The sequence below is a fragment of the Psychromonas algicola genome, from assembly GCF_004378355.1.
GTDB lineage: Bacteria > Pseudomonadota > Gammaproteobacteria > Enterobacterales > Psychromonadaceae > Psychromonas.
The window spans coordinates 33,984-59,362 of the sequence record NZ_SNUB01000018.1 but is presented as its reverse complement, the minus strand read 5'-3'; the positions used below and the strand labels follow the sequence as shown (position 1 = coordinate 59,362).

The window sequence follows — 25,379 nt, the reverse complement described above, 5'->3', positions numbered from 1 at the left end:
AATTACTTAACATATAGATAACAACTTATTATGTAGTTTAATTACAGTTTTACCACTTGTGTTTGATATTTATCAATCTCAGAGGTCATAGGAAAGTTCACTTTTTGCTATTTGTTATGCTTTTTAATTGCAAGTGTGCTCGCTTGCTTGTTTCAGTACGCAATAAGCTTTGATATAATAAAGGCATATTCATCTAATTAAACAACGAAATTATCACCACCATGGATCTTGTATTGTACTTTAAGGTTAAATTGAAAAAAGCTGCGCTTAGTTCGCAGCTTTTTTTGCTATGTTTAAAAAGCAAAATCCATCTATTCATAAAACCCGCTATTGAAGGCGGGTTTTTTCGTATTACAGCAGGGAGGTACGATGCGCGTACTTAAGTTTGGCGGCACTTCATTAGCAAATGCTCAACGTTTCAATCAGGTTGCTGATATTGTTATTAACAATCAACAACAATCTCAAATCGCTTTAGTTTTGTCTGCACCATCAGGTGTGACCAATAACTTAGTAGCCGTTGTGGAAAAAACCAGTCAAGGTCTATCTGCTGACGAACATCTAGTGGCTATTCAAACCATTTTTGCAGAGTTAATTAAAGGCTTAAAAGAAACCTACGCTGAATTAGCTGATGATCTATTGCGTAATACCTTTGAAAATGAAATTGCTGAACTGACCAAATTATTGGAAGGCGTGCGTTTATTAGGGCAATGTCCTCCTAGTATTGAAGCGCGTATTTTGAGTAAAGGTGAAGTATTAAGCGTTGCTTGTATGAAGCAGTTATTACTTGCTAAAGGCCAACAAGTTGAAGTGATCGTACCGCAAGAGAAATTAATTTCTTTTAAAGGTGGTTACCTAGAAGCCCAAATTGATATTAAAGCTTCACGTTTGTTGTTTGCTAAAGAAACTATCAATGCTAATGCGATTTACTTAATGCCTGGATTTACAGCAGGTAACGAAGAAGGTGAAACATTAGTATTAGGACGTAATGGTTCTGATTATTCAGCTGCAGTGTTAGCGGCTTGTTTAAAAGCTGAATGTTGTGAAATTTGGACTGATGTTGATGGAGTTTATAGTTGTGATCCTCGTTTAGTAAAAGATGCAACATTATTAACATCGTTAAGCTATGCAGAAGCAATGGAACTTTCTTACTTTGGTGCTAAGGTTTTACATCCCAAAACCATTGCACCTATCGCACAGCACGCAATTCCATGTTTAATTAAAAATACGCATAACCCACAAGCTGAAGGCACATTAATTAGTGCGCAAAAAAGCGATCAAAAGTTACGTGTTAAAGGCATTTCAGATCTTAAAGGTTTGAGTATGTTAAGCGTGTCTGGTCCTGGCATGAAAGGCATTGTGGGTATGGCAGGGCGTATTTTCTCTACTGTTTCTCGTGCTGATGTTTCTATTATTCTAATTACTCAATCATCTTCAGAATACAGTTTAAGTTTTTGTATTTATTCAAATGATACTGAAAAAGCGATTTCGGCATTAACTGAAGAATTTAGCTTAGAATTTGAAAACAACCTGCTTGAAGAAATTGATGTTGTTGATAAGCAAGCAATCATTTCTTTAGTTGGTGATGGAATGAAGAAAGAAAAAGGCATCTCAGCTCGCTTCTTAACGGCACTAACTGATGCTTCTATTAATGTTACTGCGATTGCACAAGGATCGTCAGAGCGTTCTATCTCTGCTGTGATTTCAGAGAAAAAAGCCAATGAAGCTGTGATGGCTTGTCATCATAGTTTCTTTAGCAGTACTCAGTTTATCGATTTATTTGTCATTGGCTGTGGTGGTGTTGGTGGTGCATTGATTGATCAAATTTATCGTCAACAAAGCTATTTAGCTGAACGTAATATTACTATTCGTGTTTGTGGTGTGGCGAATAGTCGTGCCATGTTATTAGATACGCAAGGTGTAGATTTAAATAATTGGCGTGATTTATTAAAAGATGCCACCGAAGAGCTTTCATTAGTTAATATGAAAAACTTGGTGAATGGGTCGCATATCATTAATCCTGTGATCGTAGATTGTACAAGTAATGATGCGATTGCTGCTCGTTATGTTGATTTCTTAGGGGCTGGCTTCCATGTTGTAACTGCAAATAAAAAAGCGAATACAAGTAGCATGGATTACTACCGCCAATTACGTTTAACTGCATTAATGAAACGTCGTAAATTCCTTTACGATACAAACGTTGGTGCGGGTTTACCTGTTATTGAAAATATACAAAACTTATTTAACGCAGGTGACCAATTAATTAAGTTTAATGGTATCTTATCTGGTTCATTATCTTTCATCTTTGGTAAGTTAGATGAAGGGCAGTCTTTCTCTGCTGTAACCGCTGAAGCGCGTGGTATTGGTTTTACAGAGCCAGACCCTCGTGATGATTTAAGTGGGACTGATGTAGCACGTAAATTATTAATTCTAGCGCGTGAAGCAGGTATGGAATTGTCATTAGACGATATTGAAATTGAACAAGCTTTACCACCGGGTTTTGATGACTCAGGCACTGCAGATGAATTTATGGAACGTTTACCACAAGCCGATGCTTATTTTAAAGAGTTACAAGATAAAGCAGATGAAGAAGGCAAAGTGTTACGTTACATCGGTAGTATTGAAGATGGTAAATGTAAATGTAGTATTATGGCGGTTGATGCAAATGATCCGTTAAATAAAGTAAAAGATGGCGAGAATGCATTAGCATTTTATAGCCAGTATTATCAACCAATCCCGTTAGTATTACGTGGATATGGTGCTGGTACAGAAGTGACAGCAGCAGGTGTATTTGCTGACGTACTTCGTACTCTCAACTGGAAACAGGAGTTTTAAGTATGTCTATTGTTGTTTACGCTCCAGCCTCAACGGCTAATGTGAGTGTAGGGTTTGACGTATTAGGTGGGGCATTAACTCCTATTGATGGTTCACCATTAGGTGACCGCGTTAAAATTACTAAAGGTGATTACGGCTTTTCATTACAGTGTACAGGGCCTTATTCACATAAGTTGCCTGCTGATTTTGAAAGTAATATTGTTTACGATTGTTACTTAGCTTATCAAGCTGCTATTTTAAAACTAAACAAAGAAATTCTACCTGTTGAAATGACGCTAGAAAAAAATCTTCCTGTAGGCAGTGGATTAGGCTCAAGTTCGAGCTCTATTGTAGCGGCATTAGAAGCCTTAAATGCATGGCATGATTATCTTTTAGATGAACATGCAATGCTCACCATTATGGGGGAAATGGAAGGGAAAATCAGCGGTAGTGTACATTACGATAATGTCGCACCTTGTTATCTTGGCGGCATGCAATTAATGGTTAATGAAGGCGGTGAAATTAGCCAAACAATTCCTTCATTTAAAGAATGGTACTGGGTCGTTGCTTATCCTGGTATTACCATTTCAACGGCGGCAGCGCGTGATATTTTACCATCACAATACAGATTAGCCGATGCGTTAACTTATGGTCGTCGCCTCGGGGCATTTGTACATGCATGTCATAGTAATCAACCTGCTTTAGCAGCAGAGATGATGAAGGATGTGATTGCAGAGCCGTACCGTTCACAGTTGATTCCTGGATTTAATGAAGCGCGTTTATTTGCACAACAAAGTGGTGCATTAGCGATGGGTATTTCAGGATCGGGTCCAACTGTATTTGCTGTGATGAACGATTTATCACAAGCTGAATTATTGAAAAACTGGTTAACAGAAAACTTCCTTCAAAATGAAGAAGGTTTTTGTCATATTTGTCACCTTGATGAACAAGGTGCACGCGTGTTAGGAAAAGAACTATGAATTTATACAACATCACACACAACAGCGAACAAGTAAACTTTCAACAAGCTGTTAAGCAAGGATTAGGACGTGGCCAAGGCTTGTTTTTTCCTGAAACAATCAAACCGTTAGAGAATGTTGATGCATTACTTGAAATGAATTTAGTTGACCGTTCAACTGAAATCTTATCGCATCTAATTGGTGATGAATTAAGTAAAGAAGCTGTATTCGAGATCGTATCAAAAGCATTTACTTTCCCAGCGCCTGTGAAAAAAGTAACAGAAACGATTAATGCATTAGAACTTTTCCATGGTCCAACGTTAGCCTTTAAAGATTTTGGTGGCCGTTTTATGGCGCAATGTTTAGCGCAATTTAAAGACGATGGCAAAATTACTATTTTAACAGCGACTTCTGGTGATACTGGTGCTGCTGTTGCACATGCTTTTTACGGTATGGAAAACATCAATGTAGTGATCCTTTATCCGAAAGGCAAAATTAGCCCATTACAAGAAAAACTGTTTTGTACATTAGGCGGCAATATTACAACGGTTGCTGTTGAAGGTGACTTTGATGATTGTCAGGCAATGGTTAAACAAGCATTTGATGATCAAGAGTTAAAACAAGCTGTTGGCTTAAACTCTGCGAACTCGATTAATATTAGTCGTTTAGTTGCACAAATTTGTTACTACTTTGAAGCCTTTGCTCAATTAGATGCAAAACAACGTGAAAATTTAGTGGTGTCTGTACCAAGTGGTAACTTTGGTGACTTAACAGCTGGTTTATTAGCTAAAGCGCTAGGTTTACCGATTAAACGTTTTATTGCTGCAACCAATGAAAATGATACGGTTCCTCGTTATCTGCAAGAAGGAACTTGGGCGCCTAAGAAAACAGTGGCAACCTTATCAAATGCAATGGACGTAAGTGCTCCAAATAACTGGCCACGTATTGAAGAATTATTCAAAGTAAAAGGGTGGTCATTAAGTGAGTTAGGTTACGGTAAATTATCTGACCAAGAAACGAAAGATACGTTAATTAAAATGGATAAACTAGGTTACCTATGTGAACCACATGGCGCAATTGCTTACCATGAATTAGCTAAACAGTTAAAAGATAACGAAACAGGTCTATTCTTGTGTACTGCACATCCAGCTAAATTTAAAGAAAGCGTTGAAGAGATTTTAGGGCGTGACATTTTCATTCCTGAAGAATTAGCTTCACGTGCAGCGTTACCTTTATTATCAAAAGAGTTTCCTGTAGATTTTGCAAAAGTACGTGAATTATTAATGTCTCTATAATTCGCTTGTGACTAATTAAATACACTATAAGGGCGTCTATCACGCCCTTTTTTTGGAGTCAGAAATGGGTAAGGTATTAAACGATCTTTTACATCAATTAAGTTTGGAAAAGTTAGAAGAAAACTTATTCAGAGGGCAAAGCCAAGATTTAGGATTAGGTATTGTTTTTGGTGGACAGGTAATGGGACAAGCCATTTCTGCCGCAAAAGAAACAGTGAAGCCAGATCTTAAGGTGCATTCTTTTCACTCTTATTTTTTACGTGCAGGTAAAACAGATCAACCTATTGTTTATGATGTAGAGCGGATCCGAGATGGTAAGTCGCTATCAGCTAGACGAATTAAAGCAGTGCAAAATGGTGAAGCTATTTTTTATATGACAGCATCATTTAAAGCACCTGAAAAAGGCTTTGAGCATCAGGATAAAATGCCTAATGCACCGGATCCTGAATCGCTTATTTCAGAACAAGAAATGGCCTTAATTCATACTGATATTTTACCCGAATTTATTCGCGATAAGCTGGTGGGCGAGAAACCAATTGAAATGAGACCTGTTAGTTTTGTTAACCCTGTTGAACCTGATGTTGAAGCGCCAAAGCGTTTGGTATGGTTTAGAGCAAATGGGAAGATGCCTAACGATTTACGTGTTCATCGTTATTTATTAGCCTATGCGTCAGACTTTAACTTTTTACCTACCGCATTACAGCCGCACGGTGTTTCTTTCTTAAGTGAAGGTATGCAAGTGGTAACCGTTGATCATTCTATGTGGTTCCACCAAGACTTTAGACTCGATGAGTGGTTATTATATTCTGTTGAAAGCCCTGTGGCTTCTGATGGTCGTGCATTGGTTCGAGGTCAATTCTTTACTCGTGATGGAACATTAGTCGCGTCAACGATTCAGGAAGGTTTGATCCGTCAGCGTAAAAAGATGACGCCTGCAGAATCTGCCGAAGACAATGACCCTAAGCACATTAGGTTATAACACTTAGCTAACAAAGACATGAAATGGTAGTGGTGGAGCTATGCGGGATCGAACCGCAGACCTCAACGCTGCCAGCGTCGCGCTCTCCCAGCTGAGCTATAGCCCCACTAAACTATATCGATTAAACGTAAGTGATTGTATTTCTATTATTTTTTGTTGTCAATTGTGTTTATTTTATAGTGAGTGGATAAACAACTGTGCTTTTTATAAATGTTGGGTTTATATTTTAAACAATAATTGCTCGTTAATTATCAAAGTGTTGAAATTATCGGCAGTCAGTTGATAATTTCAATTTTATTCAATATTAGGGCTTGTGGTTAGCATTAACTTCTCTATAATACGCCTCACTTGCTTGAGAACGCTTTAAGCAATCGCCCGGGTGGTGAAATCGGTAGACACAAGGGATTTAAAATCCCTCGACTTATGGTCGTGACGGTTCAAGTCCGTCTCCGGGCACCAATTTCAAGAAAAAGCTTCGCATTTGCGAAGCTTTTTTTTACCTAAAATTTGAGTTTCTGGATTTATTTTTTGGGTGCTTATCGAATCTATTTCATCTTTATTGATACTAAAATCCCTACATCATATTTACTAAGCTTTTTTACTTAAAACTTAAAGTCTAAAACATTTATACTTATGTTAAGTTTACTAAATAGTAGGAATGAAAAGTGATAGATTACATCATCATTATTGCAACCATGTTAATTCTCTATTTTGTGGTGGTACGCAATAAGCCAGCCCCTCAAAGTGATTGGGAAACATTACCCGATTTTGAGCGTTATAAGAAAAATAAGAAGCTTAAAGACCAAACAAATAAAGCTGTTTGTATACATTGTGGATCGAACTCGATCACGCAAAAACAACTACAGGATAAAACAGAAAATCCAAAGCAAACTAAGTTTTATCATTCATGTGATCAGTGCCGAGTTATTTTGTGGCGCAGTGAACGATAAATCCACCTCATTTCATTTCCGTTAACCCCCTGATTATGCTTTAATACGGGCCTTAAAGAGTGGTTAAATAAATAACATTGGGGTTTGCTGTGAGTCAAGAGTCCGAGAAACGTCTTAATAAATTTATCAGTGATTCGGGGTATTGTTCTCGACGCGAAGCGGATAAATTAATTGAGCAAAGTCGCGTTAAAATTAATGGACAAGTTCCTGAACTTGGTACCAAAGTTCAGCCCGGCGATGAAGTATTTGTTGATGGTAAACGTATCAACAAAATCGCGGCAAATAAGTCTGATCGTATTTATATTGCTTACAACAAACCGACAGGTATTACTTGTACAACTGAGCGTAATGTTTACGGTAATATTATTGATGCTATCAAGCATAAAGAGCGAATTTTTCCTATTGGTCGCTTGGATAAACCTTCAGAAGGTTTGATCTTTTTAACCAGTGATGGCGATATTGTTAATAAAATATTACGTGCTGAAAATGCTCATGATAAAGAATACCGTGTATCGGTAGATCAACCTTTAAGTGAACGTTTTGTTGATAGAATGCAACGCGGCGTACCTATTTTAGATACAATCACTAAACCTTGTATCGTTAAAGTAGAAAGCCGATTTGTATTTACGATCATTTTAACTCAAGGGTTAAATCGCCAAATTCGCCGCATGTGTGAATATTTAGGTTATGAAGTAACGCGTTTACAACGTACACGCATTATGAACGTAACTTTAGATAATTTAAAAGCAGGACAATGGCGTAACCTGTCTGATAAAGAGATGCTGGAAATCAATACCGCCGTTGCAGGATCTTCAAAAACAGCCGTTAATACCGCACAACCTAAAGCGCAACAAACTGCAAACAACAGTATTAGCCATCAAACAAACAATCATAGCAATAAAAATAACGCTAAATTATCTCGTCAAAAACAAGCGGCCGATGCTAGTCCGTATTATGGTAAAGCGGGTGAAAAATCGACACCTAAAGCAAAGAAAGTTTTTGTGAATAAAAACGCTAAAACTAGTACTAGTAATAAGGGTAAATCACCGCTTTCATTGAAACCTAAACTTTCTCTTAAACGCAAATGAGTCAAGGTGAGTTTGATATTATCAAACGCTATTTTCAAAGAACATCTAAGCCGTCTCAAGGTGTGACCCTTGGTATTGGTGATGATTGTGCAATTTTGGATCTTCCAGAAGGGCATCAACTTGCTGTTACTACGGATAGTTTAGTGTCAGGCATTCATTTTTTTGAGGATGTTGATGCTTACCGTTTAGGTTATAAATCTTTGGCAGTCAATTTAAGTGACTTAGCTGCGATGGGAGCAACGGCAAAGTGGGTCTCTTTAGCGATCACTTTACCTGATATAAATGAAACTTGGTTAGCGGAATTTTGCAGAGGCTTTTTTACATTAGCGGATAAATATAACGTTACTTTAGTTGGTGGTGATACCACAAAAGGTCCTTTGTCTATTACTGTGTCAGCAAAGGGGATTGTCAAAAAAGGTAAAGCGTTAACGCGTAGTAATGCAAACGTTGGAGACATTCTTTGTTGTAGCGGGCCGCTTGGCGACGGCGGAGTCGGGTTAGCCAGTAAAGTTGCAGAACTGCAACTTGCAAATTCACACCCCTTTATTGATGCATTAGAAATAACAGAGCCTCGTTTAACCTTAGCTTCGTTATTAGTCGATCAGGCATCAAGCTGTATTGATATTTCCGATGGGCTAACTCAAGACCTTTCCCATATTTTAAGCCAATCCCAATGTCGAGCGGAAATAGAATTAGAATCTCTACCGCTATCAACTGCGATGCAAGCAGAAATAAAACACGGAAATATAACTCAGTCACAAGCTTGGCAATTTGCACTTACTGGCGGTGACGATTATGAGTTATTGTTTACTATTACTAAGCAAAAACTAGCATTACTAAAACCTGAACTAGACAAATTGGGATTAACTTGTTTCCAAATAGGTGAAATTAAAGCGCCTGTTGATAATACTCAATCATTATTATTCACACTTAAACAGCAACCGATAGCATTAACTCTGTCAGGTTGGGATCATTTTAAATAAGGTACAAAACATGTTAAACCGCGATGATTTAGATGGACTAAAACTTTCAAACCCAATGCATTTAGCTGCTGTTGGATTTGGCAGTGGTTTAGCGCCCGTTGCTCCAGGTACTTTTGGTACGCTTGCTGCTATTCCGTTTTTTTACTTTTTAGCACTACTCTCTATTGAATGGTATGTTGCGGTGTTAATAGTGACCAGTGTTGCTGGGTTTTGGTTTTGCCATGTAACCAGTGAGGCGATGGGAGTTCACGATCATAAATCTATCGTATGGGATGAGTTTGTCGGTTATTGGATCACCATGTTACCCGTACTCATTATATATCCTAGCATTCAAAATGGTGCTGCTATTCCTTTTATTTGGGTTGCCGTGGGTTTTGCTTTATTTCGTTTCTTTGATGTATTAAAACCTTTTCCAATTAGTTGGTTAGACAAGAAAGTCGCAGGTGGTTTTGGGATCATGATTGATGATATCGTTGCTGGTATTTTTGCTGCGTTAGTACTGGCCGCCATGCTCCATTATTGGGGCTAATTATGTGGTTGCGTTGGTGTTTTGTTTTTTCAATGTGTTATTCATTTGCTTGCTTTTCTCAAGAGCAACTCACATTTACAAATCCAATAGTCACCATAGCCATCGAGCAAACGCCTACTTCTTTTAATCCACTCACAGATAAAGGTGAAATGGCTCCTCAATTTAAGCACTTGTTGTTTGACCCATTATTTCGCTGGGATAAAAACCATGAAATAGAAAATAGATTGGTAAAAAGCTGGAAACGTATTAATGATAAAACAATACGCTTTTATTTACGTAAAAACGTTCGTTTTCATTCGGGAAATCTTCTTACATCTAAAGATGTTATTTGGTCTATTGAAGAAGCAAAAAAACAACCTAGTAATGTTTTTTTTAATAGTTTAGATAAAGTTACAATCATTGATAGATACACTTTCGATATGACTTCTCGCTTATCAAGCATTCAACTTTTTGATTATCTCACTGCGATCTTTATTCTTGATTCGTCTTTTTATAATAAAAACCATACGCTATTAACAAAAGCGCCTACATTAATTTCAGCGTCAGTAAAAAAGCTCCCTGTTTCTGGTACTGGCCCTTATATTGTGAATCAATATAACCCTTTGTTAGGCATTGAGCTTGTCTCTAACTCAAGTTACTGGGATGGCTATTCCAACATTAAATATTTTCGTTTTATGCAAGTGAACAACGCGCAATCTCGTCTATTTGCTTTGCTCTCTGATGATGTTCAAATCAGTTATGCAACTCCTAATGAAAGTATTAAAGATGCATCTGAAAATGGAATGAAACGTTTACTGCAAGTGGATTCGCCTAATGCTGTTTTTCTGGCTATTAATGATAAATTAACTCCTGCGTTAAAAAATGCAAAAACGCGAAAAGCACTACATTTAGCGATTGATCAAGAAGGTATGTTAAAGCATATTTTAAATGGTGCAGGACATGTTAATGCTTCTATTATTTCACTCACAGAAAAGCAACTTCCAAATCAGAAAATGGACGTTTCAGTAGCTTCACCGAGCTATGATTTAAATAAATCAAAGGCGATGTTAAAAACATTAACGCTTCCTAAACAATTATCGCTTTTGGTGATGTTAGATGAGCAAATTGATATGGAGAAGGTTGCCTTAACTATAGCCAATATGCTTAAACGGATCGGTATTGAAGTCACCATACAAAAAGTGACTTCAAAGGAAGTGTGGAACAAAACTAATTTATATTACGATCTCACTTTATCAACTTGGCAGACGACATTATTAAGCCGAGATAATGTGTATGATGACTTGTTTATTAATAGTTTTTTAAGCGATTATTTACGTGATAAATCTGAGCAAGGTGCTGTGACTAATAGCTTTAATTCAAAGTTTGAATATTTTGAATTATTGCAGCAAGAAGATTGGATTGTACCTTTATTTTCTCAAGCAACAATCTGGGCTGAGTCCGGGAATTATAATCTTAAAGACATTTTTTCAAGTAACGGTATTCCATATTGGTCGTTATTAAAAAATGAACATCAAGATAAAGAAGTATTATACCAATCACGATAAATAGCTTATCTATTTTACTGGCTAAAACAGCCCACTTCTTCGTTATAAATTTCGCAAAGGGAACAACCATTTACGTCAATTTATGCCTTGAATTGAACTGTTTTTTCTTCGTAAAATTTAGATAACATATTTAACGCAATTGGTATTATTAGATCAATAATCGCTTAACAGAGTATTTATTTTTGTAAGGGCTAAAAGGTCATTATTAATGTTAACCTTTTAGCCCTTTTCTATTTTTTAAGTTTTTTTATTTGTCAGAAAAGAAGTTTGTTATTTGCTCTTCTATGCCTGCACTATCTAGTTTTAACATGGTATAAATTTCTTGTTGCGTTCCCTGCTCTATAAAGCTGTCAGGTAAGCCTAAATGTAATATTTTGCCACTGTATTGCTGTGTCATTAAAAACTCGCTCACAGCTGAACCTGCGCCACCTGCGATACTGTTTTCTTCAATAGTCACGATTTGCGAATGTGTTGCCGAAAGCGTTGTTAATAATGATTGATCTAGAGGTTTTACAAAGCGCATATCCACTAAGGTTGCGTTTAATTTTTCTGCCACAGGCTTAGCTGCTTGTAAAAAAGTACCAAAACATAAAATAAGTAATGTATTACCTTCTGCAATGAGGTTGGCTTTACCTATTGCTAATTGTGTCATTTGTTTGTTAACAGTAATCCCTGTTCCACTTCCTCTTGGGTAACGAACGGCGGCAGGGCTATTTAATAAATGTCCTGTGTATAACATATCGCGACATTCTTGTTCATCTGACGGTGTCATGACCACCATGTTTGGTACACAACGTAAAAAGCTTAAATCATAAGCTCCTTGATGGGTTGGACCATCTGCTCCTACAATACCAGCTCTGTCGATAGCAAATAACACACCTAAATTTTGAATAGCAACATCATGAATAACTTGATCATAGGCGCGCTGTAAAAAACTGGAGTAGATAGCAACAATAGGATGTAAATCGGCAATCGCCATGCCTGCCGCTAAGGTCACTGCATGTTGTTCAGCAATGGCAACATCATAATATTTATCTGGGTGACGTTTAGAGAACTTAACCATGCCAGAGCCTTCACGCATTGCTGGGGTTATCGCATTCAGCTTAGGATCTTTATCTGCCATATCATTTAACCAATCTCCAAATATTGTAGAGAAAGTAGGGGCCGATGGCTTAGGTTTAGGTAAGTCTTGATCGGGGGTAAATTTGGGAACGGCGTGATAACCAATTGGATCTAACTCTGCTTGTTTGTAACCCTTGCCTTTTTTGGTCATGATATGAAGAAATTGTGGGCCTGAATGCGAACGCATATTACTGAGTGTTTCAACTAAATCTAATACATTATGTCCGTCCATTGGACCAATATAATTAAAGCCAAATTCTTCAAAAATAGTCGCAGGTGACACCATGCCCTTTAAATGTTCTTCAGTTTTTTTAGCTAATTCTTTAATAGGTGGAATCGTTGATAATACTTTTTTACTGCTTTCTCGTAATCGCGTATATAAATCACCCGATAATATTTTAGCAAGATGATTATTTAATGCGCCTACATTTTCTGAAATCGACATTTCGTTATCATTTAAAATGACTAACATATTACTTTGTAAATCACCGGCATGATTTAATGCTTCAAATGCCATGCCAGCGGTGATCGCACCATCACCAATAACCGCTGCAACTTTACGGTTTTTATTTTCTTTTTCTGCTGCGATAGCAAGTCCTAACGCTGCTCCGATAGACGTTGATGAATGACCAACACTTAATACATCGTATTCACTTTCTTCGCGCCATGGGAAAGGATGTAAACCTTTAAACTGTCTAATACTAGACATTTGATTACGACGGCCCGTTAATATTTTATGGGGATAAGCTTGATGCCCAACATCCCAAAGTAGATGGTCAAAAGGTGTGTTGTAAACATAATGCAAGGCAACGGTTAATTCTACCACGCCCAATCCTGAAGCAAGGTGACCACTAGTTTGGCTAACACTTGTTAATAGAAACTGTCTTAATTCATCACATAAAGCAGGTAATTGGTGTTTTTTTAATAAACGCAGATCTTCTGGATAATTGATATTCGCGAGTAATGGGTAATTTTTTAAATCCAATGGCATATTTATTTATCACGTTTAATTATGTAATGGGCAAACGATTCGAGTAACTGCGTATTATAAGGCAATTGTGATAAAGCATGTAGTGCTTCTTGATATAAACACTGCGCTTTTTGTTGCGCACCTTGCAAACCTAACAGAGCAGGGTAAGTTGATTTATTTAATGCTTGATCTGAACCCTGTGGTTTTCCTAATGTTTCTGTGTCGCTAATAATGTCTAAAATATCATCTTGTACTTGGAAAGCTAAACCGATGGCTACCGCAAATTGAGTCAAAAGCTCAAACTCTTTTGGGGCGATATCTTCTTTTGTTAATGCGCCCATTTGCACTGCTGCTAATATTAATGCGCCTGTCTTTGCGTTGTGAATAGTTTCTAATTGAGCTAATGAGATAGCTTGGTTTTCCGCCGCAATATCTAATACTTGCCCCGCGCACATTCCTTTTTCACCAGATGCTTTCGCTAGCGTATTGAGTATTTTCAATTGGGCTTTGGCTGATAAAGCTGGGATTTCAGTAGACAGTACCTCAAAGGCTAAAGTTTGTAATGCATCACCAGCGAGAATGGCTGTAGCATCATCGTATTTCACATGACAGGTTGGATTGCCTCGGCGTAATGCATCATCGTCCATGGCGGGTAAATCGTCATGGATTAATGAATAGGCATGGACACATTCAATTGATGCTGCAATAGGATCCAATGTTTCCAGCTTGCTATCAAGCATCTCACCAACGGCATAAACAAGAAAAGGACGTACTCGTTTTCCACCTAATAGTGCACCGTAAACCATTGCTTCATTTAATGTTTCTGCAATTGGTGTCTGATGATTGATATATTTTTCAAGCTGTTGATTTACACGAGCTTGGTATTGTTGCATAGTTGAGATTAGTTCGGTCATGTAAACTACTTACTATTTGAAATATAAAAGAAGCTACTCTTTAAAATCTTCTAAAGGTGCTTGGGCATCATTTTGCATTAAAATGCTAACTTGTTGTTGTGCATGTTGTAACTTTTGACCATTACTACGTGCTAATGAAATACCACGTTCAAATTGCTTTAATGCATCTTCTAGTGGTAATTCACCTTGCTCTAAATGTTGAACAATTTCTTCAAGTTCAACGATTGCTTCTTCGTATTGCATATTTTCAGGTTTTTTCAGGGCCATGGGATTCTCTCTTTTAGATTTGATGCAAGGTTACCGTTACTGGTTAATATGTCAAATTAACAGAGAAAAATAATTTCTAACTAGTGAAGTTGTGAACTATTTAGTAAGCTGTACAAAATTTCCCTTTAAATAATATGTGTTTGGCTGCATTCTATTGATATATAGCTATACTGTTTATTTAAATGGCTTAACTCTTAAATTGTAAGGATGTTTTTGTGGATTTAGCAACTCTCATCGGACTTATAGGCGCTTTTGCTTTTGTAATCATGGCAATGCTGTTGGGTGGCACACTGGAAATGTTTGTTGATGTCACTTCTATTCTTATTGTATTCGGAGGAACAACCTTTGTTGTTATGATGAAATACAACATGGGGCAGTTTTTTGGTGCAATCAAAATCGCAATGAAAGCGTTTCTATTTAAAATAGAAGCTTCTGATTTACTAATCGAAAAAATCGTTGAAATGGCTGATGCAGCTCGTAAAGGCGGTTTTCTCGCGCTTGAAGAAGCCGAGATCACTAACACCTTTATGCAAAAGGGCATTGATATGCTCGTGGACGGGCATGATGCGGAAGTGGTGCGTAATACATTACAAAATGATATTCGATTAACCGCCGAGCGCCATGACACTGGTGCCGCTATTTTTACTAACTTTGGCGATGTTGCTCCTGCGATGGGAATGATTGGTACATTAGTCGGTTTGGTTGCCATGCTTTCTAACATGGATGATCCAAAATCCATTGGACCTGCGATGGCCGTTGCCCTGTTAACTACACTATATGGTGCTGTGCTAGCGAATATGGCAGCCATTCCAATTGCAGATAAATTAAAATTAAGATCGGCAGAAGAAAAACTAAATCGTAATCTTATTCTAGATGGTGTTTTAGGGATTCAAGATGGACAAAATCCACGTGTTATTGAAGGCGTGTTACGTAATTATTTACCTGAATCTAAACGTGCTAATGGCACAACAAGTGAAGGCGAGGCTTAGTGGACATGGAAGAAGAATGTAAATGTCCACCTCCAGGTGCCCCCGGGTGGATGTCGACTTTTGCAGACTTAATGTCTTTGCTAATGTGCTTCTTTGTTTTACTTCTTTCATTTTCAGAAATGGATGTATTGAAGTTTAAGCAGATAGCAGGCTCTATGAAGTTTGCTTTTGGTGTACAAAACCAAGTAAAAGTAGAAGATATCCCAAAAGGGACGTCGGTTATTGCTCAAGAATTTAGCCCTGGTAAGCCAGAGCCAACGCCTATCGAAGTGGTTATGCAACAAACCATTGAAATAACTAAAGCGAAATTAGATTTTCAAGATGGTGAAAGCAGCAAAGTGGGCGGTCAAGAAGACGTTAAAATTCGTAAGACGGATCGCAAAATAGAAGAAGAAGCGAGTCAAGATCTACCTACAGAAACTTCAGACTTAGAAGCCTCTGCAGATTCTGAAAAAGATGAAGCTCCGATACAAGAGCAAGATGAATCTGACACGCAATCTGCTGTCACTGACCAAACTCCTTCTCCGGGTGTTTCTGCTCAACAAGGTTTAGCTCAGAAAATAGCTAAAGAATTGCGCGATGAAATCGAAGATGGTGCTATTGAAATTGAAGCTTTAGGACAACAATTAATTATTCGAGTGAGAGAAAAAGGCGCCTTTCCTTCTGGTTCAGCTTTCTTACAACCTCGCTTTAGACCTGTGATCACTAAAATTGCGACTATATTAGTAGATATTCCTGGTGTGATAACTGTTTCTGGTCATACTGATAACGAACCTGTTCAATCAGAGTTATATCGCTCTAATTGGGATTTATCTGCTCAGCGTGCCGCTTCTGTTGCCCATGAAATGATTAAAGTAAAAGGCATTACAGATAAACAAATGTCGATTGTGGGTTACGCAGATACCAAACCTCTTAGCGATGGTAAAAGCGATGTAGAGCGTCGTCGTAATCGTCGTGTTGAAATTAGTATTATGCAAGGTGAAGCTGCTGAAAGTGGTGAAGTAGGTACTGATTACAGCGAAGGTAATTAAATCATTCTGATTAGTTTTTGTGTTATCAATAAATTTATTGTTAGTAATAAAAAGGTGAATAAAACGATTGAGTTTTGTTCACCTTTTTTTGTACTCTCGATTTATACCAATTGTATTAAATAACTAAGCTATTTTAACAAGTAAAAAAGATCAGTTACTTACTATGATTGGTATTACTCTCAAAAATAATAGCATTTGGCTTAGCCATCTACATATTTAATGATAACTGTCAGCATTATCTGACTTACTTAAACACTTCAACATAGTTAAGTTTTGAATATTGTGAACAGAAGAAGCAGATTACAAGCAAAGGTAGGATAAGTTAAGTCTATAGGGGATTAAAGCCAATAGATAGAAGTTACCTATTGGCTTTAATGTGTTTAAAGCTTAGTTGTTTTTTGCTGCGTCAGCTTTCTTTTTATTGCCATTGTGGTTGTCTGAAACACCATCAAAAAAGTGGCGTAATGAATAAAGCATAATTAAGCTTGGTACGACCATTAATGCGGTAATAATGAAGAAAGTGGACCAATCATTTAAGAAGTCGACTAATTCCCCACTAAACGAAGCTAAGGTTGTTCTACCTAAGTTACCCAATGATGCTAATAGCGCATATTGAGTGGCAGAAAAAGCGGTACCAGTGAGCATAGTTAAGAAAGAAACAAAGGCAACGGTTGAAAAGGCTGTTGTAAAGTTATCAACTAAAATAGTTGCTAAGAAAAGGTATTCATTAGGACCAGTTTTAGCAATCCAAGCAAACATCAAGTTACTTGCTGCCATGGCTATACCACCAATCATTAAACCTCGTACTAAACCAAATTTAACATTAAATACGCTACCTAATAAGGTAAAGAATATAGTTGCACCCCAACCAATTAACTTAGAGTAGTAACCTATTTGTTCGTTACTAAAACCGATTTCTTTATAGAAAACAATCGACATACGCCCAAGAAATGCTTCACCAATTTTAAATAAAAAGACAAACAGTAAAATGGTAAGCGCAACTTTCACTCCATTGCGTTTAAAGAAGTCCCAGAAAGGTTCAATAACGGTTACGCTCATCCAACTTAAGAAACGAGATCCTGTTATTTGATTATATTTTTGTTCTGCTTTCTCTTGTAGCTGGTCGCGTTCAGTGGTTGGTTCGCCAGTAAAAATCGTAAACAACATTAAGATTGCAACAACGCCAGCCATTCCATAATAAACGCCATTCCAACCAATACTGTCAGCATTAATAAAAGCCAGATATCCTGGTAATGAATAACCTGTCCACCAACCAATTACTGACATTGCAGCTGCTTGTGGTAGCTTACTTGATTGTGATTTAGGAAAGGTGTCAATACGATAAGCATCGATGGCAATATCTTGTGTCGCAGAAGAAATCGCTACACCTAAAGCAAGCATGGATGCCAATATAATGTTCATGGCAGGATCTACACCTGCAATAAATAAAGTTAGGATCAATATGATTGTCTGACAGAAAAAGATCCAACTGCGTCGTTGGCCTAATAATGTATGAAGAATAGGTAGTTTGACTCGATCTACAAGCGGCGCCCATAGGAAGTTAAATGCGTACACCGTAAATACTGAGCCAAAGTAACCAATCGCTGCGCGTGTTAACCCCGCATCTTTTAACCAGCCTGACATATTTGAGCCGATCAGTACCCACGGGAAACCACTTGCACAACCAAGCATGAATACCCATAGTAATCGTTTATCTAAATAACTACGTACCGTTTCTGACCAAGTCATGGTTGAACTCATCAAGTCTTCCTTTTTAAAATAGAGATATTAATGAATGTCATCAATACCATTAAAAACGATATTGATATTAATGCTTAAATTGATGCCCGATCAACTCAAAGCGCCAGCCTGTTAACAATTTTGGTTTAGGAGCCGTGAGTCGCTGTTGATCATTTAATTTCCAAGACCAACTTAAATATTCATTAATAATACGTTTTGAAGCAATTAATTCAATAGGGAGTTGATATTTAGTTGCACATTCTTTGATGGTTTCGCGTATCGATTTTAATGTTTTCTTATACTCAGGAAAGTCGATTAAACGAGAAACTAACGGTGGGAAAGTTTCTGGATCTTTTTCTGATATCCCAGCAATAACTGATAAAATATTAGCGCCGTGAATTCTGATTTCGTTAGGCAATAAATTTAAGCGTTTCAAGTCTGCCATTGTACTAGGACGATAATAAGCCAATAACCATAAATGCTCGGCTTTAACGACAAAGTTAAGTGCTAAATTACGTGCTTGTGCAGTTTCTAAACGCCATTTTGCTAATGCTTGTATAATTGCCAAGCTATATCTATCTAATTGGAATAAATTATCTAATGATTTATAGGCCTTATCGGGATCAACAGGCTTCATTTTTTGATCAAGTATCATCTGACATTCTTGCTCAAAAAAAGTAGTCATTTTCTTTTCTGCAAGTTGTGTTTGTAATACTTCTAAACTAGGTTGCAGATATAATACATCGGCTGCCGCATAATGTTTCTGTTTATCAGTTAAAGGGCGAGCACACCAGTCGGTTCTTGATTCACCTTTATCCAATACCACACCTTCAATAAGTTCTACCATTTTAGCGTAGCCTAATGAACCTCCGTGGTTTAAAAAAGCACAGGCTACCTGAGTATCAAATAACTTAATATTTAAATCACCTTTATGCTGCCTGATGATTTCTAAATCCTCACTACTTGCATGCAATATACAGTTTTTATTATCTATAGCTTGCCAGAATTCACTTAAATCAGGGATTGCAATTGGGTCAATTAATACAATTTTTTCATTTTGAGAAACTTGTAATAAACCAAGGTTTGCAAAGAAAGTGCGTGTGCGAACAAATTCAGTATCCAAAGCGATAGGGGAGTTATCTAGTGTTAAAACGTATGCAGATAATTGAGCTTGTGTAGAGATGATATCAAATTGCATCAACTGGTAGCCTAAATTGAAATTTCATGAATCAGTATCTTACGGAAATTATGGTATTTTTTCCATTTAAATATTGACTAGATATTTCATTGTCTATTTGGAAAATGCATAAAAATTGTCATTTATTGCATAAATACCCAATTCTTATGAACAAATTTAGGTCCTTATATTGTACGTTTGACGCTGATCAATTAGAATACCCCCCACAAATACCCCGTTATTCGCTTATTGATAATCACTCGTATTAACGAAGTGTTTTAGCGATGGAAAAGATTTTAAGTAATAGTATGGTAAGGGAAATAATGACTAGAACAATGTATGAAAAGATCTGGGACGCGAACTTAGTTCATGAGCCAGAAGCAGGCTCTCCGCTTTTGTTTGTTGACAGACATCTTATGCACGAAGTAACAAGCCCACAGGCTTTTGAAGGTCTTCGTCTACAAAACCGTAAAGTACGTAACGTGCACAGTATTCTAGGCACCATTGACCATTGTGTTCCAACTAAAGATCGTTTTAACATTGTTGATGCTATTGCTAAGAAACAAGTTGAAACCATGACTGCTAACTGTGAAGAGAATGAAATCAATCTTTACGGCATGAACAGTAATCAAAATGGTGTTATTCATATCGTTGTACCTGAGCATGGTTTTGTTCATCCAGGTATGGTTGTTTGTTGTGGTGATAGCCATACAGCAACACATGGTGCATTCGGTGCACTAGCATTTGGTATCGGTACATCTGAAGTTGAACACGTTATGGCAACACAAACGTTACAACAGAAGAAAGCAAAAACAATGCAAGTGAAAGTTGAAGGTAAACTTCCTGCATGTTCAACGGCGAAAGATATTGCATTAGCTATTATTGCTAAAACAGGTACTGCTGGCGGTACAGGTTATGTAATGGAATTTGCTGGTAACACTATTACAGAGCTATCTATGGAAGCTCGTATGACGTTATGTAACATGGCAATCGAAGCAGGTGCTCGTGCCGGCCTTGTTGCACCAGATCAAGTTACATTCGATTACCTTGAAGGCAAAGAATTTGCACCAAAAGGTGATGACTGGGCTGCTGCTGTTGAATACTGGAAATCTCTAGTATCTGATGAAGGCGCTGAGTTTGATGCCGTTATCGAATTAAAAGCAGAAGATATCGCACCACAAGTTTCTTGGGGTACATCTCCAGAGCAAGTAATCTCTGTAACAGGTGTTGTTCCTTCTCCATCTGATTTTACTAATGAAGTTAAATCTCAAGCATGTGCAAGCGCACTTAAATACATGGATCTTAAAGCAGGCCAAAATATTACTGATATTCATATCGATGTCGTATTTATTGGTTCTTGTACAAATGGTCGTATTGAAGATTTCCGTGCCGCAGCTGAATTACTGAAAGGTAAAAAAGTAGCTGATGGTGTTCAAGCTTTCGCTGTACCAGGTTCTTTCCCTGTTAAAGTACAAGCAGAAAAAGAAGGTCTTGATAAGATCTTTGTTGAAGCAGGTTGGGAATGGCGTGATCCAGGTTGTTCAATGTGTCTAGCAATGAATGGCGATGAGTTAAAAGATGGTCAACGTAGTGCATCTACTTCAAACCGTAATTTCGAAGGTCGTCAAGGTAAAGGTGGACGTACTCACCTTGTATCACCAGCAATGGCTGCTGCAGCATCAGTTGCAGGTCACTTTGTAGATATCCGAGATTGGAAATAGGGACTAGATAATGCAACCATATATTAAACATACAAGTATCGCAGCGTTAATGGATCGTAGTAACGTAGATACAGACCAAATTATCCCAAAAAACTTTATGAAAAAAGTTGAACGTACTGGTTTTGGTATTAACTTATTCCATAACTGGCGTTACCTTGCGGATAACGTAACACCAAACCCTGAGTTTGAATTAAACAAACCAGCTTTCCAAGGCGCTAAAATTTTAGTTGCTGGCGAAAACTTCGGTTGTGGTTCTTCACGTGAGCATGCTCCATGGGCAATCGCGGATTACGGTTTTAATACTATTATTTCAACTAGCTTTGCTGATATCTTCTTCAGTAACTGTTTTAAAAATAGCATCTTACCAATCGTAGTAACTGAAGAGCAATTAGCTGCATTAATGGCTGAAATTGCTGCTAATGAAGGTGTTGAGTTTACTGTTGATTTAGAAAATCAAAAAGTAACGACTCCGGGTGGTCTTTCTATCTCTTTTGAAGTTGATGCATTCCGTAAAGAATCATTACTTGATGGACTTGATGATATCGCTTGGACATTAAAACATGAAGAGCAAATTTCTGCGTATGAAGCTGCACAGAAAAAACGCTTACCATGGTTATGGCCTAGCGCTTAATTCGTTTAATAACGAATTAACTGGTTATTAATAAAAGGCGCACCTGTTGCGCCTTTTTTATCGAAAACTTATTGCAGTGAATAACAATTATTATCAGTGCAATAAGCTTTTATCTTAAGAATACAAACGGAGAACACAATGACAACAGATAATGTCACTGTACAGTTGATGGATACAACATTACGCGATGGAGAACAAACTCAAGCCGTATCGTTTTCTCCAGCAGAGAAAGTCAGTCTAGCTAAAGCGTTATTACAGAAACTGAAAATTGACCGTATTGAAGTGGCCTCTGCACGTGTTTCCGAAGGCGAAAAAGAAGCGGTAACTAAACTGAATAACTGGGCGACACAAGAAGGTTTAGTGGAGCGTATCGAAGTATTGGGTTTTGTTGATCATACTTTAAGCGTTGATTGGATCACTGACACTGGCGGTAAAGTATTAAACCTATTAGCTAAGGGCAGTTTAAAACATTGCACTGAGCAATTGAAAAAATCTTTAGATGAGCATGTCAGCGATGTGAAACAAACTATAGATTACGCGCTTCAACAAGGTTTAAAGGTTAATATTTATTTAGAAGATTGGTCTAACGGTTATAAAGATAGCCCACAATATGTCTACGATATGCTTTCTAAACTTTCTGATGCAGGCATTACTCACTTTATGTTGCCTGATACATTAGGCGTGATGTCTCCCGATGAAGTGTTTGAAAGCTTGAGCGATATGATCACTCGTTTTCCTACTCTTAAATTTGATTTTCATCCACATAATGATTATGGATTAGCGACTGCCAATGCGTTGTATGCCGTTAAAGCAGGGGTATCTTCTATTCATTGTACGATGAATTGTTTAGGTGAACGTGCAGGTAATGCCTCATTAACTGAAGTCGCTATTGTATTAAAAGATAAATTAGGTAAACACGTTAATATCGATGAATCTGAAATTCATAATTTAAGTAAATTAGTTGAGAACTTCTCTGGCAAACGTATTGCAGATAATACACCGATTGTTGGTGCTGATGTATTTACCCAAACCAGTGGAATTCATGCAGATGGTGATAAAAAAGGCGGCTTATATATTTCAGCCTTAACGCCTGAACGTTTTGCGCGCTCTCGTAGCTATGCATTAGGTAAAATGAGCGGTAAAGCTTCATTGGCTAAAAATTTAGAAGCCATGGATATTGAACTTGATGCCGAACAACAGAAAAAATTATTAAAGCGCATTGTGCGTTTAGGTGATCAAAAAGCGAGTATTACCGCCGATGATTTACCTTTTATTATTGCTGACTTATTAGAGCGCAATGATTACAACTATGTTGAACTATTAAATTGCTCAATTAACTCTGGTTTAGATCTAGAATCAACGGTGAGCATCCGTGTTCGTATCAATGATCAAATTTATAAAACTAGCGGTAGCGGAAACGGTGGTTTTGATGCCTTTATCAGTGCGATGAAAAAAGTGCTCGATGAGGATACCTTTGTTTTCCCTGAATTAGTCGATTTTGAATTACGTATTCCACCAGGCGGCCAAACTAGTGCCTTTACTGAATGTATCGTGACTTGGGAAGAAGGGGATGAGCAATTTACAACGCGTGGTGTTAATGCCAATCAGGTATTAGCTGGCATAGGCGCAACGATTAGAATGATTAATTTACGTATGCATAAATAATCATTTATTTATACTTAATGCTCAGCGATAAAAGTAAGCATTAAGCTATAAAATGATAAAAGCCTTAATCTTTGATTAGGGCTTTTATGTTTTGGCGAATATACTAGCGCCATTATATCCATTATTGTTCACACCATGTGAGTGAGCCATAACGAATATAAATTGAATATCGAAACAAATAATGAAAAAGGAAAAACAATGAGAGTATGTGGTGTTGAATTAACAGGTAATGAAGCGGTTATCGCTATTATGCAACATAAAAACGGTTTATATGACGTACCGCCTGTACGCACAACGAAGCTAACATTAAACGATCCAATCAATACTGAGCCATTAAAGAAATTTCAGTTTGATTTTGCACAATTAATGAAAGACTACCAAATCGATAAAGTGATTATTCGTGAGCGTGCATTAAAAGGTAAATTTGCTGGTCATACCTTAAGCTTTAAAATAGAAGGTGTTTTACAGTTAATGCAAGGTGTTGATGTTCAAGTAATTTCTTCTGAATATATTAAACAAGGTTTGAAAAAAGCACAAAACACTCCAACAGCAGTTGAGTTAGGCCTTAAAAAATTCCAAGAGCAAGCAATGCTAACCGCTTTTGGTTATTTAGAAAATAAAGTAGGGTAGTCATACTTACCTTAAATAAACATATATTTGAAAAAGGAGTCGATAGTCACTCCTTTTTGCTAATTAACGGGAGAAATTTGTGGAAGCTAATTTTGAACATTTTGTTAAACAATTTAAGTCTGAGCAATCAGTCTCATTAGCTGCTTTTTTTTATCAAGCTGAACTGCATTTAATTACTCAATTAAAAGACTACTTAAAAATACAACAGTCGCAAGATAGAAGCTTTTTTTCATTAATTGAAGAAGCTAAAAAAACAAATAATGTTGATACAAATAAGCATTTTTGGAATGCCTTGTTAGCTTTTAATAAAGTGACTTTTAATCCAAGTAATAAAAATGCATTACCATGGTTACGCTACGTAAATATTATTGAGTCTTTACAAGGTTACAATGGTAGCCAATTGTTTGAAGCCAAGAATATCAATGCAAAACGTCAGCACCGCCTCTATTTTGCTTATATGTTAACGTGGGAACATTTACGTTATATCGCGGGTAATGATGACGATTATAGTCCAAGCAGTGAAATATTAGGTTGTTATTCTGAAGCGCATAGCGAAGATGACCATGAACATTCTGAAGCTTGCTGCAATGATAGTGGTTGTTCAACGCATAAACATTAAAGCTTAATAAACCCTATTCGATTGAATAGGGTTATAACCCCATTTACCGGTTATGTTATGTCAGAGAAGATAAATCCAAATGCTTGTCCATTCTGCAAGCAAGATAATCAATGTGCAGTGACTAATCAACATGGTTGTTGGTGTAATAAAGTAGAAGTCCCAACTGAACTTATTAAACTTATCCCTAAAGCTTTAATTGGTAAATCCTGTATCTGTAACGCTTGTATAAACCGTTTTAATCACGATCCTCAAGGTTTTAGTACATATATCAAATATGAAGGCTAAGCACTAAAAGCATCAATAATAGAGCAGTTTGCTTGATCGTCCCCCGGACATTGTTCCGTTATCTTTTTCAATTGATTCACAATAGCTTGCTGCTGTTGAATACGTAATTCAATTTCTTGTATTTTTTGTAATGCAATTTTCTTAACATCTGCACTGCTTCTATGCTCATCTTCACATAACAATAATAACGCTTTACACTCTTTGAGATTAAATCCTGCGAGTTTTGTTTTATGGATAAAATGAAGCTGTTTCACCATCTCTTCAGGGTAAAAGCGATAGTCATTTTTATCTCTTGGTGGTGAGCCTATCAAACCAATAGATTCATAGTGTCGAATCGATTTTATAGAGAGGCCGGTTTCTGTTGCTACTTGGCTGATTGATAATTTCATTATACTTTACCACTTAATATTGATTGAATAGATAATACCAATCACGATAATTAACTAATCTATTTTACTTGTTAAAATAATTTATTTTTTC

The 25,379-nt window shown here is 37.1% G+C and carries 23 protein-coding genes and 2 tRNA genes; 18 read left to right on the top strand and 7 right to left on the bottom strand.

Features of this window, described 5'->3' with window-relative positions:
* The first annotated feature begins 369 nt into the window (after nt 1–369).
* The 4 genes from thrA to tesB all read left to right on the top strand — a co-directional run bounded on the left by thrA (nt 370) and on the right by tesB (nt 6,044).
* On the top strand, nt 370–2,832 hold the full coding sequence (gene thrA / locus E2R67_RS10355) for a bifunctional aspartate kinase/homoserine dehydrogenase I (protein ID WP_134290882.1): 2,463 nt from the start codon (nt 370–372) through the stop codon (nt 2,830–2,832).
* A gap of 2 nt (nt 2,833–2,834) precedes the next feature.
* Nucleotides 2,835–3,791 (top strand): homoserine kinase, encoded by a 957-nt coding sequence (thrB, locus tag E2R67_RS10350; protein WP_134290881.1) that lies wholly within the window; start codon nt 2,835–2,837, stop codon nt 3,789–3,791.
* Nucleotides 3,788–5,065, top strand: coding sequence for a threonine synthase (gene thrC, locus E2R67_RS10345; RefSeq protein ID WP_134290880.1), 1,278 nt, complete (start codon nt 3,788–3,790; stop codon nt 5,063–5,065). Before thrB ends, thrC begins: the two co-directional genes overlap by 4 nt.
* 64 nt (nt 5,066–5,129) lie before the next feature.
* Nucleotides 5,130–6,044: an acyl-CoA thioesterase II gene (tesB, locus tag E2R67_RS10340; RefSeq protein WP_134290879.1), complete on the top strand. Its 915-nt coding sequence runs from the start codon at nt 5,130–5,132 to the stop codon at nt 6,042–6,044.
* Between the two features lie 30 nt (nt 6,045–6,074).
* Here tesB and E2R67_RS10335 read toward each other — a convergent pair.
* Nucleotides 6,075–6,150, bottom strand: a tRNA-Ala gene (locus E2R67_RS10335).
* A gap of 267 nt (nt 6,151–6,417) precedes the next feature.
* Here E2R67_RS10335 and E2R67_RS10330 point away from each other — a divergent pair.
* The 6 genes from E2R67_RS10330 to E2R67_RS10305 all read left to right on the top strand — a co-directional run bounded on the left by E2R67_RS10330 (nt 6,418) and on the right by E2R67_RS10305 (nt 11,138).
* Nucleotides 6,418–6,503 (top strand) — tRNA-Leu (locus tag E2R67_RS10330).
* A gap of 206 nt (nt 6,504–6,709) precedes the next feature.
* A complete protein-coding gene (locus tag E2R67_RS10325; protein WP_134290878.1) occupies nt 6,710–6,994 on the top strand; it encodes a hypothetical protein in 285 nt (94 codons plus the stop codon).
* A gap of 89 nt (nt 6,995–7,083) precedes the next feature.
* A complete protein-coding gene (rluF, locus tag E2R67_RS10320; RefSeq protein ID WP_134290877.1) occupies nt 7,084–8,082 on the top strand; it encodes a 23S rRNA pseudouridine(2604) synthase RluF in 999 nt (332 codons plus the stop codon).
* Entirely contained in the window at nt 8,079–9,065 is a 987-nt protein-coding gene (gene thiL, locus E2R67_RS10315; protein ID WP_134290876.1) for a thiamine-phosphate kinase, read from the top strand. The genes rluF and thiL overlap by 4 nt, the downstream gene beginning before the upstream one ends.
* Before the next feature lie 10 nt (nt 9,066–9,075).
* Nucleotides 9,076–9,594 (top strand): phosphatidylglycerophosphatase A family protein, encoded by a 519-nt coding sequence (locus E2R67_RS10310; protein ID WP_134290875.1) that lies wholly within the window; start codon nt 9,076–9,078, stop codon nt 9,592–9,594.
* Nucleotides 9,595–9,596: 2 nt separating this feature from the next.
* A complete protein-coding gene (locus E2R67_RS10305) occupies nt 9,597–11,138 on the top strand; it encodes an ABC transporter substrate-binding protein (RefSeq protein WP_134290874.1) in 1,542 nt (513 codons plus the stop codon).
* Between the two features lie 247 nt (nt 11,139–11,385).
* On the opposite strand, the gene dxs is transcribed toward E2R67_RS10305, so the two are convergent.
* From dxs to xseB, 3 genes are read right to left on the bottom strand one after another with little or no spacing between them, the layout of a single operon-like run.
* Nucleotides 11,386–13,251: a 1-deoxy-D-xylulose-5-phosphate synthase gene (gene dxs, locus E2R67_RS10300; RefSeq protein WP_134290873.1), complete on the bottom strand. Its 1,866-nt coding sequence runs from the start codon at nt 13,249–13,251 to the stop codon at nt 11,386–11,388.
* 2 nt (nt 13,252–13,253) lie between these two features.
* Nucleotides 13,254–14,144, bottom strand: coding sequence for a (2E,6E)-farnesyl diphosphate synthase (gene ispA / locus E2R67_RS10295; RefSeq protein ID WP_134290872.1), 891 nt, complete (start codon nt 14,142–14,144; stop codon nt 13,254–13,256).
* 33 nt (nt 14,145–14,177) lie between these two features.
* Nucleotides 14,178–14,411 (bottom strand): exodeoxyribonuclease VII small subunit, encoded by a 234-nt coding sequence (gene xseB, locus E2R67_RS10290; RefSeq protein WP_134290871.1) that lies wholly within the window; start codon nt 14,409–14,411, stop codon nt 14,178–14,180.
* 215 nt (nt 14,412–14,626) lie between these two features.
* Between xseB and pomA the strand changes: the two genes are divergently transcribed.
* On the top strand, nt 14,627–15,400 hold the full coding sequence (gene pomA, locus E2R67_RS10285; protein ID WP_134290870.1) for a flagellar motor protein PomA: 774 nt from the start codon (nt 14,627–14,629) through the stop codon (nt 15,398–15,400).
* Between the two features lie 5 nt (nt 15,401–15,405).
* Nucleotides 15,406–16,431 (top strand): flagellar motor protein MotB, encoded by a 1,026-nt coding sequence (locus E2R67_RS10280; protein WP_208379510.1) that lies wholly within the window; start codon nt 15,406–15,408, stop codon nt 16,429–16,431.
* A gap of 387 nt (nt 16,432–16,818) precedes the next feature.
* Here E2R67_RS10280 and E2R67_RS10275 read toward each other — a convergent pair whose 3' ends face one another.
* Both E2R67_RS10275 and rnd read right to left on the bottom strand, forming a co-directional pair.
* Nucleotides 16,819–18,192: an AmpG family muropeptide MFS transporter gene (locus E2R67_RS10275; protein ID WP_134290868.1), complete on the bottom strand. Its 1,374-nt coding sequence runs from the start codon at nt 18,190–18,192 to the stop codon at nt 16,819–16,821.
* A gap of 67 nt (nt 18,193–18,259) precedes the next feature.
* The gene (gene rnd / locus E2R67_RS10270; RefSeq protein WP_134290867.1) at nt 18,260–19,369 is read right to left on the bottom strand and encodes a ribonuclease D; all 1,110 of its coding nucleotides are present in this window, start codon (nt 19,367–19,369) and stop codon (nt 18,260–18,262) included.
* A 302-nt stretch (nt 19,370–19,671) separates the two neighbouring features.
* Here rnd and leuC point away from each other — a divergent pair, with 302 nt between their 5' ends.
* The 6 genes from leuC to E2R67_RS10240 all read left to right on the top strand — a co-directional run bounded on the left by leuC (nt 19,672) and on the right by E2R67_RS10240 (nt 24,899).
* A complete protein-coding gene (leuC, locus tag E2R67_RS10265; RefSeq protein ID WP_134290866.1) occupies nt 19,672–21,069 on the top strand; it encodes a 3-isopropylmalate dehydratase large subunit in 1,398 nt (465 codons plus the stop codon).
* A 10-nt stretch (nt 21,070–21,079) separates the two neighbouring features.
* On the top strand, nt 21,080–21,700 hold the full coding sequence (leuD, locus tag E2R67_RS10260) for a 3-isopropylmalate dehydratase small subunit (protein ID WP_134290865.1): 621 nt from the start codon (nt 21,080–21,082) through the stop codon (nt 21,698–21,700).
* 138 nt (nt 21,701–21,838) lie between these two features.
* Nucleotides 21,839–23,365, top strand: a complete 1,527-nt coding sequence (locus E2R67_RS10255) for a hydroxymethylglutaryl-CoA lyase-like TIM-barrel protein (RefSeq protein ID WP_134290864.1) — start codon at nt 21,839–21,841, stop codon at nt 23,363–23,365.
* A gap of 198 nt (nt 23,366–23,563) precedes the next feature.
* Nucleotides 23,564–23,995, top strand: a complete 432-nt coding sequence (locus E2R67_RS10250; RefSeq protein WP_134290863.1) for a DUF3010 family protein — start codon at nt 23,564–23,566, stop codon at nt 23,993–23,995.
* 79 nt (nt 23,996–24,074) lie between these two features.
* Entirely contained in the window at nt 24,075–24,614 is a 540-nt protein-coding gene (locus tag E2R67_RS10245) for a hypothetical protein (RefSeq protein ID WP_134290862.1), read from the top strand.
* Between the two features lie 57 nt (nt 24,615–24,671).
* Nucleotides 24,672–24,899, top strand: coding sequence for a cysteine-rich CWC family protein (locus tag E2R67_RS10240; RefSeq protein ID WP_134290861.1), 228 nt, complete (start codon nt 24,672–24,674; stop codon nt 24,897–24,899).
* Here the strand turns inward: E2R67_RS10240 and E2R67_RS10235 are convergent.
* Nucleotides 24,896–25,288: a MerR family DNA-binding protein gene (locus E2R67_RS10235; RefSeq protein ID WP_134290860.1), complete on the bottom strand. Its 393-nt coding sequence runs from the start codon at nt 25,286–25,288 to the stop codon at nt 24,896–24,898. The two genes, E2R67_RS10240 and E2R67_RS10235, sit on opposite strands and share 4 nt — an antisense overlap.
* Nucleotides 25,289–25,379: the final 91 nt, after the last annotated feature.

What these genes read in the sequence shown, in the direction of transcription:
- thrA (WP_134290882.1), top strand. Translation starts at nt 370, where the DNA reads ATGCGCGTACTTAAGTTTGGCGGCACTTCATTAGCAAATGCTCAACGT.
- E2R67_RS10275 (WP_134290868.1), bottom strand. Translation starts at nt 18,192, where the DNA reads ATGAGTTCAACCATGACTTGGTCAGAAACGGTACGTAGTTATTTAGAT.
- rnd (WP_134290867.1), bottom strand. Translation starts at nt 19,369, where the DNA reads ATGCAATTTGATATCATCTCTACACAAGCTCAATTATCTGCATACGTT.
- leuD (WP_134290865.1), top strand. Translation starts at nt 21,080, where the DNA reads ATGCAACCATATATTAAACATACAAGTATCGCAGCGTTAATGGATCGT.
- E2R67_RS10310 (WP_134290875.1), top strand. Translation starts at nt 9,076, where the DNA reads ATGTTAAACCGCGATGATTTAGATGGACTAAAACTTTCAAACCCAATG.
- E2R67_RS10240 (WP_134290861.1), top strand. Translation starts at nt 24,672, where the DNA reads ATGTCAGAGAAGATAAATCCAAATGCTTGTCCATTCTGCAAGCAAGAT.
- dxs (WP_134290873.1), bottom strand. Translation starts at nt 13,251, where the DNA reads ATGCCATTGGATTTAAAAAATTACCCATTACTCGCGAATATCAATTAT.
- E2R67_RS10250 (WP_134290863.1), top strand. Translation starts at nt 23,564, where the DNA reads ATGAGAGTATGTGGTGTTGAATTAACAGGTAATGAAGCGGTTATCGCT.
- xseB (WP_134290871.1), bottom strand. Translation starts at nt 14,411, where the DNA reads ATGGCCCTGAAAAAACCTGAAAATATGCAATACGAAGAAGCAATCGTT.
- E2R67_RS10255 (WP_134290864.1), top strand. Translation starts at nt 21,839, where the DNA reads ATGACAACAGATAATGTCACTGTACAGTTGATGGATACAACATTACGC.
- leuC (WP_134290866.1), top strand. Translation starts at nt 19,672, where the DNA reads ATGACTAGAACAATGTATGAAAAGATCTGGGACGCGAACTTAGTTCAT.
- E2R67_RS10235 (WP_134290860.1), bottom strand. Translation starts at nt 25,288, where the DNA reads ATGAAATTATCAATCAGCCAAGTAGCAACAGAAACCGGCCTCTCTATA.
- thrC (WP_134290880.1), top strand. Translation starts at nt 3,788, where the DNA reads ATGAATTTATACAACATCACACACAACAGCGAACAAGTAAACTTTCAA.
- E2R67_RS10305 (WP_134290874.1), top strand. Translation starts at nt 9,597, where the DNA reads ATGTGGTTGCGTTGGTGTTTTGTTTTTTCAATGTGTTATTCATTTGCT.
- ispA (WP_134290872.1), bottom strand. Translation starts at nt 14,144, where the DNA reads ATGACCGAACTAATCTCAACTATGCAACAATACCAAGCTCGTGTAAAT.
- thiL (WP_134290876.1), top strand. Translation starts at nt 8,079, where the DNA reads ATGAGTCAAGGTGAGTTTGATATTATCAAACGCTATTTTCAAAGAACA.
- tesB (WP_134290879.1), top strand. Translation starts at nt 5,130, where the DNA reads ATGGGTAAGGTATTAAACGATCTTTTACATCAATTAAGTTTGGAAAAG.
- E2R67_RS10280 (WP_208379510.1), top strand. Translation starts at nt 15,406, where the DNA reads ATGGAAGAAGAATGTAAATGTCCACCTCCAGGTGCCCCCGGGTGGATG.
- thrB (WP_134290881.1), top strand. Translation starts at nt 2,835, where the DNA reads ATGTCTATTGTTGTTTACGCTCCAGCCTCAACGGCTAATGTGAGTGTA.